Here is a 15,919-nt window from a genome sequence, read left to right on the forward strand (position 1 = left end):
CCGGAGCGGTCCGGGACACGCGTCCCCGGACCGCTCCGGTGCGTCCGCGGCCATGTAACGCCTGCCGCCGGATCCGGCGGCGCCGCATGGCTCGCCCGCCATCCGCCCGCGCTCCGGAGCCGGCGGCTCAAGAAACGCCGTAGCGCGCCTCGCCGCCGAGGTGCCCGGCCTGTCCGCCCGCATCCACCGCGGCGAGGCCCGCCGGCAGCGTGCCGCCGAAAGAACGTGCCTATTACACGCAGGAGTTCGTGAGAACGCGTGTGCGAGGTGGAGGAGGTGTGGAGGGCCTATTCAGAAACCTTGTTGAACAAGTCCTTACCCCGGGTTCGCCCTTGATTTGCTCCTGTCAATCGGAACAGGGTTCTGCAGAGCGTTTGACGCCCCACACGTCAACACGAGGAGAACCTTCTACATGGCAACTCACAAGCGGTCCAAAGCTGTTCGCAACACGGCCATAGGAGCGGGAGCCGCGACAGCGGTCGCCGCGGCCCTGTTCGCGAGCCCCATCGCAGGGGCGGCCACTCCGGCCGAAGGGACTGTGCACGGCCTCGGTGCCCCCGGCTCCGTGGACGGCAGCTTCGTCGTCATCCTCGACGCATCCGCGAACAAGGAGGACCTGGCGAAGAAGTACGGCGGCAAGCTGGAGCGCTCCTACGGCTCCAATGTCAACGGTTTCTCGGCCTCCGGTCTGACGGAGAAGGAGGCCAAGCGCCTCGCCGCCGACCCCGCCGTCGGCACGGTCGTGCAGAACAAGCGCTTCACCATCAACGAGACCCAGGACAAGCCCCCGTCCTGGGGCCTGGACCGGATCGACCAGGCCGCCACGGCCGGCGACCAGAAGTACACCTACCCCGACGGCGGCGGCGAGGGGGTCACGGCCTACGTCATCGACACCGGGGTCCGCATCACGCACAAGGACTTCGGCGGCCGGGCCACCAGCGGCTTCGACGCGATCGACAACGACGAGAGCGCCGACGACGGCAACGGGCACGGAACGCACGTGGCCGGAACCATCGCCGGCACCGCGCACGGCGTCGCCAAGAAGGCCAAGATCGTCGCCGTGCGGGTGCTGGACGACAACGGCTCCGGCACCACCGAGCAGGTCGTGGCGGGCATCGACTGGGTGACGAAGAACCACTCCGGCCCGTCGGTCGCCAACATGAGCCTCGGCGGCGGCGTCGACCCGGCACTGGACGCGGCGGTCAAGCGGGCGATCGACGCCGGCATCAGCTTCGCCGTGGCGGCCGGCAACGAGTCCTCCGACGCGGGCCAGGGCTCCCCCTCCCGGGTGCCCGAAGCCCTCACGGTCGCGTCCAGCACCGAGGGCGACCAGCAGTCCGACTTCTCGAACTTCGGCTCGGTCGTGGACCTCTACGCCCCGGGCTCGGAGATCACGTCGGCCTGGAACGACAGTGACACCGGGGTCAAGACGATCTCCGGAACCTCGATGGCCGCCCCGCACGTGGCGGGCGCCGCCGCCCTGTACCTGGCGGCCAACCCGTCCGCGACGCCGGCCGACACGGCCGCCGCGCTGACCGGGGCCGCGACGAAGGGAGCCATCAAGAACCCGTCCTCCGGCACCGCGAACAAGCTGCTGAAGATTGCGCCGTAACGTTTCGGCAGGCCTGTAGGGAGCGGCCCTCCGCACAGCGGGGGGCCGCTCCCCGGCGTAGCGTGGACGTCATGCCCAGCGGCGACCCCGGTGACGCCGAGCCCCGCGAGGCGCCGGGGCCCCGACGGCGCGGCCCCCTCGGCACCTGGCCGGCCGTGGGGCTCACCCTGGCCGTCCTCGTCGCCGCCAATCTGGCCGTGCACTACGGGAGCGGCCTCTCCGGCCTGGTCACGGCCGTCGTGGCGAGCGCCCTGCTGCTCGGCGTGCTCCGCGGGGCGGGCGGTACCCGGGCGGACGCGGGCCTGGGCCCCGGCACGTTCGGCCGCGGCGCCCGCTGGGCACTTGCCCTGATCGGCCTCGTCGCGGTCGTCTACCTGGCCGGCGCCCTGCTGCCGGCCACCAGGACCCTCTTCGAGGACCGGCGCCACGCCGGGATGGGCGCGGGCGAGCTCGCCCTGCGCGTCCTGGTGCTGGTCCCCGTCGGGACCGTCCTGCTGGAAGAGGTCGCCTTCCGCGGCGTACTCCACGGCCTGGTGTGCCGTACCCACGGCGTGCTGCGGGCGACGGCCGTGTCGAGCCTGCTGTTCGGCCTGTGGCACGTCCTGCCCTCACTGCGCCTGGCGACCGCGAAACCCGCCCTGACCGTGGTCTTCGGCGACTCCGCGGCCGGCGCCGCCCTGGCCGTCGGCGCCACCGTGCTGTTCACCGCCGCGGCGGGGGTCCTGTTCTGCGAACTGCGCCGCCGCAGCGGCAGTCTGCTGGCCCCCATGGGCCTGCACTGGGCGGTCAACGCGTTCGGCTACGTGGCCGCCTTCCTGCTGCCCTGACCGGGCGGCGGCCATGGCCGGGCTCAGTCCTGCGGCGGACTGACGATGCCCCGCAGCTTCTCCAGGTCCTGCGCCGTGAACCCCTCCGGCCGCATCGCGGCGTTCCAGCCGTCGACGTAGGCCGCCTTGTAGGTGTGACCGTGCCCGTCCGGCACGCCCGTCGAGAACGGCAGGTCGGCGGTGACCTGCCAGAAGGTCACGAAGGGCATCCAGACCATCTCCTCCAGCACGTCCTTGCCGGGCGCCTCGCCGATCCAGTCGGGTTCGGACAGGGCCAGGGCGGGACTCCACCAGACGATCGGGTCGGACGGGTGCATCAGGTAGAGAACCCGCGTGCCGTCCCATCCGCGGTCCGCCGGAGGGATCCCGCTGACCGGATCGTCGGTGAACCGGACCGTGCGCCCCTCCTTGTAGACGGGCTCGATCTCCGGGGTGCCCGCGTCGCGGTGGTCACTGAACTCGCGGAAGAGCGTGTTGAAGTTGGGCGGACCGGCGAACAGGGTGCCGGCGGTGCGGTTGCGCAGGTCGTACTCCCCGCTGAAGGCCGCCTCGCCGCCGAACGACCCCAGGCTCTCACCCGCCACGAACAGCCGCGGCCGCTCGTCCTGGGACAGCTTGGACCACACGTCGTACACCGCGTCGAAGAGCTCGCGGCCCGCCTCGCGCGCCTTGGACTGGTCGACGAGGTACGAGAGCCACGACGGCAGGTACGAGTACTGCATCGCCACGGTGGCGGAGTCGCCGTTGCCGAGGTACTCGAAGGAGTCCACGGCGGCGGGATCGACCCAGCCGCTTCCCGTGGTGGTCATCACGAGCAGGTTCTCCCGCTCGAAGCCGCCCGCCCGCCGGAGGTCCGCGACGGCCCGCTCCGCCCGGGTCTCCGCGTCCTCGGCGGTCGACAGCCCGGCGTACGCGCGTACCGGCTCCTGCGCCGTACGGCGGGTGAACGCGCCGATCTCCGCGGCCGTCGGGCCGCTGCCGGTGAAGGCCCGGCCCTGCCGGCCCAGCGAGTCCCACGGCACGAGAGAGCCGGGCCCGCCCGAGCGCAGGACGGACGTCGGCCGCTGCACCCCCTCGGGCGTCTGCGTGTCGCGTACGCCGAACGCCTCGTTCGCCGCGTTCACGAAGCCGCCCAGCAGCACCCCGCTGACCAGCGACCACGCCACCCCTGCCACCAGGACCCAGCCGACCACCCGGGCCGCCCGCGGCCCGATCCGGCGCCCGAGCAGCCGCGCCGCCCAGTGGTACAGCCGCCGCAGGCCGCGCCCGGCCATCAGCAGCAGGTAGAAGACGAGCAGCGCGACGAACGGGGAGGCGACGGTGGCGAGTGCGCTGTAGTCGGTGACCCCCATGAGCCCGCGGATCCGCTGCTGCCAGTACTGCCCCAGCCCGAACGCCAGGCCGAACAGCACGACCGCGCAGCCCACCAGGACGAGCCAGGACCGGCGCGAGGGGCTCCGGGCGTCCCGGTCGGCGAAGGCGCGCCACACGAAGGCGGCGACCAGGCCGAGCCCGTAGCCGATGGCCGCGCTGATGCCGCAGATCAGCCCCTGGAGCACGCCGCCGCGAGGCAGCAGCGACGGGGTGAAGGACAGACAGGCGAGGACGAGCGCACCCCAGCACCCCGGCAGCGTGACGCGCACCCGGCGACGTCGCTTCCCGGACGCGCGGGCCTGTTCGGCCTGTTCGGTCTGTTCCGGCCGCTCGCCCTGCTCGGCCGGTTCGTCTGCCTCGGAAACCGGCGGATCAATGGTCATCGCTGTCCTCCGGAGGCCATGGTCCCGCGGCGCGGCCGTACCTGCCATCCGGGCCGCGGGGCCCCGCGTACCGGCCCGGTGCGCGGGCGTCCGGTCAGCCGTCCCGGTCCGTCCAGTCGGCCCCGGTGAGCCGGCGGAACGCGGCGACGGCGGCCCCCACCGTGGGGAAGAAGTGACCGGGGTCGATGGTGCGGGTGAGGTCGAAGCGCTCGATCTTCCGTCGCACCGGATCCTTCAGCTCGGCGAACACCAGGTGCACGCCGCTCGCGTTGAGTTCCTCGTCGAGGTCCTCCAGGACATCGGCCGCGGTGGTGTCCACATCGGTCATCGGCTCGGCCGCGACCACGATCCAGGTCGGCGGCGGATCCGCGGCGGCCAGCCGCCTGATCTCGTCGCGGAAGGTCTTGGCGTTGGCGAAGAAGAGCGGCGCGTCGAACCGGTAGACCACCAGGCCCGGCAGCTGCCGGGCCCGCGGGTAGGAGCGGACGTCGTGATAACCCTCGAGGTCCGGCACCCGGCCGAGCACGGTGCGGTACGGCCACCACGCCCGCCGGAAGACGTTGAGGACGGAGAGCGCCACGGCGATGGCGATCCCGGGCAGCACGCCGAGCAGGGCCACGCCGAGGAAGGCCGCACAGCACAGCAGGAACTCCGTACGGCTCTGCCGCCACAGCCGCACGGCTCCGGGGACGTCGGCCAGGGACAGCGAGGCCGTGATGACGACGGCGGCGAGCGCCGGCTGGGGGAGGTCGCGGAACAGTCCCGGAACCAGCACGAGCATGAGGACGATGAGCACCGCCCCGACGACCCCGGTGAGCTGGGTCCTGGCCCCCGCGCGTTCCGCGACCGCCGTACGGGATCCGCTGGTGCTGATGGGGAAGCCCTGGAAGAGGCCGGCCGCCAGGTTGGCCACGCCGACGCCGGTCATCTCCTGGTTGCCGTGGACTTCCTGCCCCGTACGGGCCGCGAAGGCGGACGCGTTGGAGATCGTGTCGGCCAGCGACACCAGGGCGATGCCCAGCGCGCCGCCCAGCAGCAGCGGCAGGTCGGAGAGGCGCACGTCGGGGACGGTGAAGGGCGGGAAGCCCTCGGGCAGTTGCCCCACCAGGGACACGCCGCGGTCGCCCAGGTCGAGGACGACGGCCGCGGTGATGGCCAGGACCACCATCACGAGGACCGCCGGCACCTTCGGCAGGAAGCGCTGCAGCACCAGCACGACGACGATCCCGCCGATACCGACCGCGGCGGCGGCGGGTACCGCGGCCCCGTCGGCGAGGCCCGTGACGAAGCCGGTGAACTCGCCGATCAGGCTGTCCGCCTCGGCCTTGAAGCCGAACAGCTTGGGCAGCTGGCCGATCAGAATGGTCAGCGCCAGACCGTTCATGTAGCCGATCATCGTCGGCTTGGAGATCAGGTCGGCGATGAAGCCGAGCTTGGCCACCGAGGCCAGGATCATGATCGCCGCGACCATCAGTGCGAGCACCGACGCCAGCGCCACGGCCCGGTCGGGATCCCCGTCGGCGGCCACCAGCGGCAGGACGGTGGCCGCGATCATGGGCCCCAGCGCGGAGTCCGGGCCCAGCACCAGGATCCGGGACGGCCCGCACACCGCGTAGCCGAGCAGGCAGAGCACCGTCGTGTACAGGCCGGTGATGGCCGGCAGGCCCGCCAGCTCGGCGTACGCCATGCCCTGCGGTACCAGCAGGGTGGTCAGCACGACCCCCGCCACCAGGTCCTTGACCAGCCACTCCCGCCGGTAGGTCGAGACAGCCCGGATCCCGGGGACGGCCGCCTCCAGCCGGGGGAGGAGCCTGCGGGTCCGGTGGCGGGCAGGCGCGGGACTCCCGCCCATCAGCGGCCCCGTGACCGGCGGGCCACGAGCTTGCCCAGCTCCCACAGGATCAGGAGTGCGACGGCGGCCAGCAACGCCCAGCCGAACTGCCTGGCGTCGATCTCCGTCGTCCCCAGGAGGCGGCGGAAGCCGTCCATCTGGGTGACCAGCACCGCCAGCACGAACTGGGCCAGCGCCACCCAGTTCATCTGCCGGCTGTCGAAGGTCGACGGGGTCAGCACCGACTCCGTCTCGCTGCGGCACTCGAACGCGGCCACGATCAGACAGAGCGCGAAGGCGGTGAACGCGATGGACCGACCGGTCCCGACCCCGTCGAAGTGGGACGTGCCGAGCGTGATCAGCCCGAGCAGGACCACGGTGATCGCCAGTCCGCCCAGTCCCACCGTGATCAGCACGGGCCGGGTGAGCACCGACTCCCCGCGCGGACGCGGCCTGCGCTCCATCAGCCCCGGGCTCTCCCGGTCGAAGCCCAGCGCGAAGCCGAACGAGGCGTTGACCACGAAGTGGATCCACAGCACCTGCGGCGGGGTGAAGGGCTCCCCGGCGGCGATGTTGAACACCGTCGCCCCGAGGAAGGTCAGGACGAAGGTGACCAGCAGGAGCAGGACGAACCGGATGTACTTGGTGAGGTTGTCGTAGATCCTCCGGCCCTGCTCCACGGCATAGACGATCGTCGCGAAGTTGTCGTCGGAGAGGATCATGCGTCCGGCGTTCTTCGCGACGTCCGTGCCACTGCCCATGGCGATGCCGATGTCCGCGGCCTTGATGGCGGGAGCGTCGTTGACGCCGTCCCCCGTCATCGCGACGACGTCGCCCCTCTTCTTGAGGGTGTCGGCGAGCAGCACCTTGTGCTCCGGCGCGACCCGCCCCACCACACCGATGCCGTCGATCCGGGCGACCTGCTCCTCCTCGCTCAGGGCGGCGAAGTCGGCGCCGAGGATCGCCTCGCCCGGGATGCCGAGCTGCCGGGCGATCGCCGCACCGGTGGTGACGTCGTCACCCGTCACCATGCGGACCCGGATGTGGCCCGCCCGGGCCGCGGCCACGGCGGCCCTGGCCTCCTCGCGCGGCGGGTCGACCATCCCGACGAGGCTGGTCATCCGCAGGTCCGTGACGTACGCGAGGAGATCGCCCTCCGGGTCGAAGGCGGCCGGGTCCAGGTCCCGGGTCGCCGAGGCCATCACCCGGCGTCCCTCACCGCCCATCCGCTCGGTCTGCTCTCCGGCGCGCGCCGCCAGCTCGCCGTCCCACGGGACGGTCCTGCCCGCCGCGAGCGCGGTGGCGGCCCGTGCCACCACCGCCGGGACCGCGCCCTTGACGAAGCAGCGCACGACCCGCCGGCCGGACTCGTCGCGGGCCTCGTTGAAGGTGGCCATCAGCTTGTAGCCGGGGTCGAAGGGCAGCGTGGCGAGCCGCGGCAGCCCCGCCCTGGTGGCGTCGACGTCCAGCCCGGCCTTGTGCGCGAGGACCAGCAGAGCGCCCTCGGTGGGATCGCCCACCACCGCGCCGTCCACCAGCTTCGCGTCGCTGGCCACCACGTACGGCAGGATCGCGTCCTCGATGCCGGCGGCGGAGCCCGCCGCGTGGTGGACCCGCCCCTCCAACCCGTACCCCGTGCCCGAGACCGTGTACCGGTCGGTGGGACTGAGCACTTCGACGGCGGTCATCTGGTTCATCGTCAGGGTGCCGGTCTTGTCGGAGTTGATCGCCGATGTGAATGCCAGCGTCTCGACCGACGGCAGCTCCTTGACGATGGCGTTGCGCTTCGCCAGGTTGAGGCTGCCGACGGACAGGATCGCCTGCGTCACCGTCGGCAGGGCCTCGGGGATGGCGGCGATGGCCAGCGAGACCGCGCTGACGAACAGCACATCCCAGGCCTGGTCGCGCTGCCGCCCCAGGGCGAACATCACGATCATGGTCAGGCCCGCGGCGGCCGTGATCCACAGCGTCAGGGTGTCGAGCTCCTTGGTGAGCGGCGGCACCTCCTTCCCGGTGACCGCCAGCATCCCGGAGATCTTCCCCAGTTCCGTTCCGGCGCCGGTCGCGGTGACGACGAGCACGCCGCTGCCGTGGGTGACCGGCGTGTTCATGAACGCCATGTTCGTCCGGTCGCCGGGCGCCGGCAGGGAGCCCGCCAGCGTGCCGGAGTCCTTCGCCGCGGGCACGCTCTCGCCGGTCAGCGCCGACTCGTCGATCTGCAGGGCGCTGGCCTCGACGATCCGCCCGTCCGCCCCCACCTGGTCCCCGGCGGCGATGAGCACCACGTCACCGACGACGAGCTGCTCCGCGGGGATCTCGGCCTCCGTCCCGTCCCTGCGCACCCGCGACGTCGCCTTCATCATCGACTGCAGCGCGTTCATCGCGCTCTCGGCCTTGCCCTCCTGGCGCAGGCCCACCACCGCGTTCAGCAGGGTCAGCACGATCAGCAGGACCGCGGTGGTCCACTCCCGGATGAGCAGCGAGACGGCCGCCGCGACCAGCAGGACGATCTGCATGTAGCTGCGGTACTGGGCGAGGAACCGGCGCCAGGCCGGGGTCGGTTCCTCCGCGGGCAGCGCGTTCGGCCCGTGCGCGGCCAGGAGTTCCGCGGCCCGGGCCGCGGACAGGCCGACCGCCGGGTCGACGCCGAACGCGGCCGCGACCTCCCGGGGAGGGCGCGCGTACCAGTCGTCCCCCGGAGCCCGGGACCCCTCTCCCGCAGATTCCGCCCGCACCGTCATCGTCGCCTCCGGCTTCAGCCGCGCTTCTTCTTCCCGTGCCGCCGGGAGGCGGCGTACGGATCGGCCGGCGCTCCGGCGGGGGCCTCCCGTTCCAGTTCCCGTCGGGTGACGAGCAGGGCCTTGCGTGCCTCTTCCCCCACGTCGGGGTACTGGGGGTCGATGTCCATCAGGGTGTGCGCGAGGACCGCCGCCGAGCAGATCCGGGCGAACCACTTCCGGTCCGCGGGGACCACGTACCACGGCGCCCACTTCGTGCTCGTGGCCGACAGCATCGCGGAGAACGCGTGCTGGTAGTCGTCCCACCGGGCCCGCTCGCGGACATCGGCTGCGGAGAACTTCCAGTTCTTCTCCGGCCGGTCGATGCGCTTCAGGAAGCGGGCGCGCTGCTCCTCCCGGGACAGGTTGAGGAAGATCTTCACCACCTTGAATCCGTTGTCGGTGAGGTAGTGCTCCCACCGGTTGATCTCCCGGTAGCGCCGGTCCCACACCTTCGGCCCGCCCGCCTCCGGCGGCAGCTTCTGCCGGACGAGGTGCTCGGGGTGGACCCGTACGACGAGGACCTCCTCGTAGTGCGAGCGGTTGAAGATGGCGATCTCGCCGCGCGCCGGCAGCCGGCGGGCGTACCGCCACAGGTAGTCGTGGTCGAGCTCCTCGGCCGAGGGCACCTTGAAGCTGCTGACCCGCACGCCCTGGGGATTGACCCCGCTCATCACGTGACGGATCGTCCCGTCCTTGCCCCCGGCGTCGATGGCCTGGAGGCACAGCAGTACACCGTACGTGTCCTGGGCGGCCAGCCGGCCCTGGTACTCGGCCAGCAACGACACCCCGGTACGCAGCAGCTCGGCGCCGTCCCGTTTCTTCAGGCCGGCCTTGTAGCGGGGATCGAAGTCCCGGCCGAGGCGCACCTCGGACCCCGGTTCCACCCGCAACGGCTCGATGAACTCCGCGATGCGCTCGGCTCTCTCGTCCGACATCACCCATCAGCCCTTCGCCGGACCCGGGACCGTCACCGCGCCGGGCGCCTCGTGCTCATTGTCTGCTCGCCGGGCCAAGATCGCCCGTCCCGCCGGGACCGGGCACGTCCGCCGCTTCGCCGTCCGGGCCGCTGATCGGCTCCGCGTGCACTCGTGGGGTCCGGCCGGTAGCGTCGATGAAGAGCGTTCCGCCCCAGAGGGTGTCCCGGCGGATCAGGGCCCGGCAGGTCCGCCGCCGATGTCGGCAGAGGAACGAAGCCCATGCCACAGCACAGCATCCACGCGGTGACCGCCGCGGCCGCTCTGGTCTGCCTGACCGCGGCCGGCCCCACCCCCGGCACCCCGGCGCCCGGCACCCCCACACCGGGCGCCACCACCCCCGCCGCCCGCTTCGTACCCGGACCCTGCCCGAAGCCGCCCGAGCCCATCGAGGCGCTGGACGGCGCACGCTGCGGACGGCTCGAAGTCCCCGAGAACCGCTCCCGCCCCGGCGGGCGGACCATCAAGCTGTCCGTCGCGGTCATCCCGGCCCTCGACCCCGCCAAGCCCGCACGGGAACCGGTGGTGTTCATGGCCGGCGGCCCCGGTTCCGACACCTTCGACGACATCCCCTTCCTCGTCGACTCCGGCCTGAACAAGGGCCGCGAGCTGATCATCATGGCCCAGCGCGGCAACCTCTACGACGAGCCGAACCTCGCCTGCCCGGAGATCGACCGGTTCAACAAGCAGTCCGTGGGCCTCGGGTACGACTCGGACGAGGCCGAACAGCTCATGCTGAAGGCGGTCAAGGACTGCCGCGGCCGCCTGACGGCCGCGGGCGTGGACCTGAGCGCCTACAACACCACCGAGAACGCTGCCGACTTCGCCGACCTGCGCAAGGCACTGAACATCCGGCAGTGGAACGTCTACGGGTACTCCTACGGCAGCAACCTGGCCCTCACCTACCTGCGCCTGCACCCCGAGGGCATCCGCGCCTTCGCGATCGACTCGGTCACGCCACCCCAGCACGTGACCCTGCCGTGGACCTGGGCCAGCACGGCCGAAGGGATCGACAACATCATCGAGGCCTGCGCGGCGCAGCCCGCCTGCAAGAACCGCTACCCGGACTTCCGCCGGACGCTGACGGAACAGGTACGCCGGCTGGAGGCCCGGCCCCTGACCCTGGACGTCGCGCCCCCCGGCGGAGGCAAGCCGGTGAAGGTCGTCCTCGACGGCGGCGCGCTGCTGAACCTGATCGTCGCCTTCACCCCCCGGCCGGAGGACCTTCCGGCGGCGCTCGACGAGCTGAGCCGGGGGAACCCGGAGCGCTTCGCGAAGGCCCGCGCGGCCGGATCGGTGCAGAAGACGGGCGAGTTCGCGCACGGCCTGACCCAGTCGGTCGTGTGCGGCGAGTGGGCACCGGGATACACGCCGACCGATGTGCTGAACGCAGGGCGCAAGGTCTACCCCGCATGGCCGGACACCGTCCTCGCCGAGGTGCCGCAACTGCCCTTCCAGTACCCGGCGTGCGGGATCTGGAAGGTACAGGACCGCGCGGCCGCCCAGCGGCTGCCGACCGTCAGCACGGTCCCGGCGCTCGTCATCTCCGGCACCTTCGACGTGAAGACCGGGGCGAGCTGGGCGAAGGACGTGGCCCGCAACCTGTCCCGCTCGACCTCCGTGCTGTTCCCCGGCATCGGCCACTGGGTGGTCCCGCAGTCGCCGTGCGCGCAGAGCGTACTGGCCTCGTTCTTCGCTCGCCCGACCGCGCCCGACACCGGCTGTGTGGACGACGTGGAGCCCAAACCGTTCACGATCATCCCCGAATGACCGGGAGGGCAGATGACCTTCGCCCGAGCGCCCCGCCGTCACCACCACGCCGGAAGACTCCTGGCCCCGTCATCGGCCGGCCTGGCAGCCGCCCTCCTCGTCGCCGGGCTGATCTCGGCGCCCGCCCGCGCGCAGACCCGTACCGCCACCGACCCCACCCCGGGAGCGCCGATCGGCACGGTCGCCCGGACCGCGGGAGACGCCACCTACGCACCGGGCCCCTGCCCGAAGACACCGGAACCGGTCGAGGCACTCGACGGCGCCCGCTGCGGAACGCTCACCGTGCCCGAGAACCGGCGGAAGCCGGGCGGCCGCACGATCGAACTCGGCGTCGCGATCGTGCCCGCGGCCACCGGCACGCCCAAGGCAGACCCGATCGTCTGGCTCGCCGGCGGACCCGGGGACGACGCGGTGGGGGAGGCGCAGATGGCGATCGACGGCGGCCTGAACCGCGACCGCGACGTCATCTTCATGTCCCAGCGCGGCACCTACTCGGCGCAGCCGAACGCCCTCTGCCCCAACATAGACGCGTTCAACGCCCGTGCCGTGGGCCTGGTCCAGAACGACCCCACCACCGAGCGCCTGCACGTCGAGGCCACCAAAGCCTGCCGCGACAAGCTCGCGGCCGCCGGGCTCGACCTCAGCACCTACAACGACATCGAGAGCGCCGCCGACTACGAGGACCTGCGCAAGGCACTCGGCATCCCCCAGTGGAACCTCTACGGCATCTCCTACGGCACCCACCTCGCGCTGGCCTACATGCGCCTGCACCCCGAGGGGCTCCGCTCGGTGGGCCTCGACGGCATCCTGCCGCCGTCCAGGGCCGGCTCGGCGGCGACCTGGAGCAGCGCCCGGCAGGGCTTCGACGGCCTCTTCAAGGCCTGCGCGGCACAGCCCGCCTGCAACAAGCGCTACCCGAACCTCTCGGCCACCTTCGACGAACTCGTCCGCCGGCTGGAGGCCGATCCGGTCACCACCACCGTCACGCTCCCCGGCGGCGACAAGCCCGTGAAGGTCGTGCTCGACGGCGGAGCCCTGGTGAACTGGATGACCTCGGCCACCCACGTGGCACCCCAGGTGCCCGCCGCCCTCGACGAGCTGGCGCACGGCAAGCCGCAGCGCATCGCCCAGCAGTGGGCGGGCGGCAAGCTCAGCCCCCAGGCCATGGGCAGGGTCGCACACGGCCTCGTCTACGGCGTCTTCTGCAGCGAGTGGACTCCGTACGAGAGTGAGCAGGCGGCGCTCCGGGGCGGCCAGGCGACGTTCCCGTCCTTCCCCCGCCCGGTGCAGGCGCAGGCCCCGCAGCTCACTTTCCTCCACCCCGACTGCGAGGCGTGGAACGTCCCCGCGGCGCCGCCCTCCATCCGGGACGCCACGCGCGGAGACATCCCCACCCTCGCCCTGTCCGGGGGCTTCGACTCCCAGACCGGCGCGGACAACGGCCCCTACGTCGCCCGTACGCTGACCGACGCCAAGGTCGTCACGGTCCCGTACGAGCCGCACGTGGTGTTCGCCACGTCGAAGTGCGCCCAGGACATCACCGCCTCCTTCTTCGACAACCCGGACGCACCGGACACCGCGTGCCTGAAGACCTTGAAGGCCCCCCAGTTCGAGATCACGCCCTCACCGGCCCCCGCATCGCCGTCCTGAACGGCGTCCTGAACACCTTCATGCCGGCGCCCGGGTGTGAAGCCCGGGCGCCGGCCCCTTCCCTTCCGCTCAGCCGTGGCCGCCCCCGTTGCGGACCGGTACGACCGGGCGCCACGGCGCGAAGGCACTCGCCCCGCGCGGCAGGATCCCCGCCAGCTCGGGGCAGTGCCGCAGCACGACGCTGGTCATGCCGTTGCGTTCGATCCAGTCCATGCCGAGAGGCGTGTAGACCTCCGGCCGGAAGTCGACCGTGAGGAAACGATCGCTCTGCAGACGCCTGCTGGCCATCAGGATGAACACGCGGAAGGCGGTGTCGCTGAAGCCGAAGCCCGCGGGCGGATTCTCGGCGAACAGCCCCACCATCGTGTCGATGTCGTCCACCGAGCGGTAGACGTCGCGCAGCCGGGCGACCGTCCCCGGATCGGCGGACAGGTCCTCGAACCGCCGGATCCGCGGCTTGTGCAGCCCCGCCCGGAAGTCGTTGTAGCGCGGGACCCCGCGGCGCCGGGTGCGCACCAGGTCGACCACGGACAAGTCGATCACCTCGCCGTCCCGCTCGAACGCCTGCAGGGTACGGGGGAAGTTGTGCAGGGTGATCGCGCCCGGGTGCGCGATGCCCAGCGAGTACAGGGTGTTCACCAGCCCCGTCTTGCGGATGAGCGGCTCCGTGGCGGCGCCCTGGAGGGCGGTGAAGTCCAGGCTGTCGAGCCGGCGCCCGAACCGGTGGTCGACGAGCTCGTAGTCGTCCGGCATCAGGGGGTGCATCCGGTAGACAGTGACGAACTCCTCCGTGAGGGAGTACGGGGCTCCGTGGTGGTCGGGCAGGCTCTTCGGGATGCCCTGCCGGCCGTTCGCCTCCAACAGCCAGACGCCCAGCTGGTCGAGCCACTTCTTCGGCGGACCCTGCCAGTTGGTCTTCATACCGACGTCGAGCGTCTCGGTGGCGAGGATCGCCGGCGTCCACTCGACCGTGTGGATCTTCGCGATCAGGGCGGACACGACGAGGCGGGCCGTGTGGTAGATCCGGTCCTCGTCCATCCGCGGATACTCGTGCCGCAGGGCTTCGCACACCGTGTTGTGCTCCCGCGCGAACAGGGTGTGCATCGCGCTGAGGCCCAGCCACCAGTTGTCGGTGAACCCGGTGAGCGGAGAGCCGTTCGAGCCGCCCGGCAGATGCCCGTCCTCCAGCCGCAGACCGGCGCCGCCGTCGGGCTCGCGCAGCGACGTCGCGGCGGACCGGTCACCGCCGTACACCTCCGCGCCGTCCCACCAGTGCGACACGTCGCTCGCGAACACGATCGGCGGCCGGCCGTCACCGGGCGTCGGCACCGCCTCGTCCTCTCCGAAGCGCATCACCGCCTCCCGCGGGCCGCCCGGCGTGTTCCGCCAGGTCTCGCCGGGCGGCATCGGAACCTCGACGCTCCGGGCGGAGACCGGGAACCTCCGGTGCTTGACCCAGTCGTGCACCTGGAACTGGATCCACGCGGCGGCGAGGATGTTCAGCGACGTCGCGGGGATGAACTGCTCACGCCGCAGCAGTTCCCGGCTCACGGTGACCGGATTGGGCGAGTCGAAGCGGTCCGGGCGGTACACGGGCGGCATGGTCCGGCCGAACGTGGCCCCGACAGCACCCATCCGCGGCGCCGACAGGTCGTTGTAAGAACCGTCGTAACTACGCCTGACCAGCAGCTCCTCGTCGGGCGGCGGCGGCACCGGACCGGCCTCCGGCAGAGCCTCCCGGGGCTCGGTGTCGATGAGGTTGTGCCGCCGCAGCGTCTGCCGGAAGGCCATCAGGTTGAGCAGGCCGAGCGGCGTGGGCAGCCGGTGCCACGGGACGAAGCGGTTGACCGCGCGGAAACCGGCCCGCAGCGGTGCCCCGAGCAGGGTGTTGCGCCGCGGCTCGACCGTCACGAAGCGCCGGCCCAGACGGTGGGCGCTGGAGGCCTCGTAGGCGGCCTTGCGGGCCCGGTTGAGGTTGCCCAGGGGGCGGAAGTCCTCCGAGGTGTGCCACGGGTTGAACGCCAGCAGATCGACCCGCGCGGCGCTCGCCCTGGCCTCGGCGGTGTCGACGTCCTGGCGCGGGACCGTCAGCGTCGCCACCGGCACGACGGGCGCGGCACTCTCGTGCCACTCGGCCGCCCCGTCCTCGATCGGCGTGTGCCGGGCGTCCACGTACCGCTGCACGCACAGCTCGAAGGTGACATCACCCCGCCGCAGCCGCTGGGCCAGCTCGCGCCGTAGGTGATCCGGATCGGTGCCCGACGCCGCCGGGGCCGGCGGGGGGGCCCCNGGGTGACACCCCCCCGCCGCAGCCGCTGGGCCAGCTCGCGCCGTAGGTGATCCGGATCGGTGCCCGACGCCGCCGGGGCCGGCGGGGCGCCCGCGGCGGGCCGCAGCTGGTAGCGCACCGGTCCGCGGTCGCCCCACAGGATCGCGCCCCGGCTCCAGTACGTCTCCAGGGCCAGGCTGTGCACCGTGCGCCGGGTTCCCGCGACGACGTTGCGCCGCATCCGGGTGGCCGCGGGCCGGCCGACCATCAGCGGCAGCGCGACGAACAGGGCGAACCCCTTCCGCAGCCGCGAGTCGGCACCGGCCATGGCCTTGGCGAAGGCGACGAACTCGCCCGCGTCGCGGGCGTGGGAGACCGGGAAGCTCGTCATCAGCAGATCGTGGACCTCGCCCGGGCCCACCTCGACGCGCAGCGCCGCCCCGCGCAGA

9 protein-coding genes are annotated in these 15,919 nt (G+C 72.2%); 4 read left to right on the forward strand and 5 right to left on the reverse strand.

The features are described 5' to 3' along the window. Positions 1-412: 412 nt before the first annotated feature. Positions 413-1,612 (forward strand): S8 family peptidase, encoded by a 1,200-nt coding sequence (locus AAT21_RS18635; RefSeq protein WP_046777953.1) that lies wholly within the window; start codon positions 413-415, stop codon positions 1,610-1,612. A 71-nt stretch (positions 1,613-1,683) separates the two neighbouring features. After that, positions 1,684-2,439 carry a CPBP family intramembrane glutamic endopeptidase gene (locus AAT21_RS18640; RefSeq protein ID WP_079025789.1) on the forward strand — a complete coding sequence of 252 codons (756 nt, stop codon included), beginning with the start codon at positions 1,684-1,686 and terminating at the stop codon, positions 2,437-2,439. A 23-nt stretch (positions 2,440-2,462) separates the two neighbouring features. Here AAT21_RS18640 and AAT21_RS18645 read toward each other — a convergent pair whose 3' ends face one another. The 4 genes from AAT21_RS18645 to AAT21_RS18660 form a co-directional block, all read right to left on the reverse strand. Further along, complete coding sequence (locus AAT21_RS18645) at positions 2,463-4,196, reverse strand: alpha/beta hydrolase (RefSeq protein WP_079025790.1); 1,734 nt, start codon at positions 4,194-4,196, stop codon at positions 2,463-2,465. Positions 4,197-4,290: 94 nt separating this feature from the next. Beyond that, the gene (locus tag AAT21_RS18650; RefSeq protein WP_046777954.1) at positions 4,291-6,048 is read right to left on the reverse strand and encodes a SulP family inorganic anion transporter; all 1,758 of its coding nucleotides are present in this window, start codon (positions 6,046-6,048) and stop codon (positions 4,291-4,293) included. Next, complete coding sequence (locus AAT21_RS18655) at positions 6,048-8,768, reverse strand: cation-translocating P-type ATPase (protein ID WP_046777955.1); 2,721 nt, start codon at positions 8,766-8,768, stop codon at positions 6,048-6,050. The genes AAT21_RS18650 and AAT21_RS18655 overlap by 1 nt, the downstream gene beginning before the upstream one ends. Before the next feature lie 14 nt (positions 8,769-8,782). Then, positions 8,783-9,742: a polyphosphate kinase 2 family protein gene (locus tag AAT21_RS18660; RefSeq protein WP_046777956.1), complete on the reverse strand. Its 960-nt coding sequence runs from the start codon at positions 9,740-9,742 to the stop codon at positions 8,783-8,785. A 261-nt stretch (positions 9,743-10,003) separates the two neighbouring features. On the opposite strand from AAT21_RS18660, the gene AAT21_RS18665 reads away from it, so the two are divergent. Both AAT21_RS18665 and AAT21_RS18670 read left to right on the forward strand, forming a co-directional pair. After that, positions 10,004-11,551, forward strand: a complete 1,548-nt coding sequence (locus AAT21_RS18665) for an alpha/beta fold hydrolase (RefSeq protein ID WP_046777957.1) — start codon at positions 10,004-10,006, stop codon at positions 11,549-11,551. Positions 11,552-11,563: 12 nt separating this feature from the next. Beyond that, a complete protein-coding gene (locus tag AAT21_RS18670; protein WP_046777958.1) occupies positions 11,564-13,201 on the forward strand; it encodes an alpha/beta fold hydrolase in 1,638 nt (545 codons plus the stop codon). Positions 13,202-13,270: 69 nt separating this feature from the next. Here the strand turns inward: AAT21_RS18670 and AAT21_RS18675 are convergent. Then, a partial coding sequence (locus AAT21_RS18675; protein ID WP_235438927.1) for a peroxidase family protein occupies positions 13,271-15,490 on the reverse strand: 2,220 nt, incomplete at its 5' end. Between the last annotated feature and the right edge of the window lie 429 nt (positions 15,491-15,919).

Source organism: Streptomyces yangpuensis (assembly GCF_001005295.1).
GTDB classification, from domain to species: domain Bacteria; phylum Actinomycetota; class Actinomycetes; order Streptomycetales; family Streptomycetaceae; genus Streptomyces; species Streptomyces yangpuensis.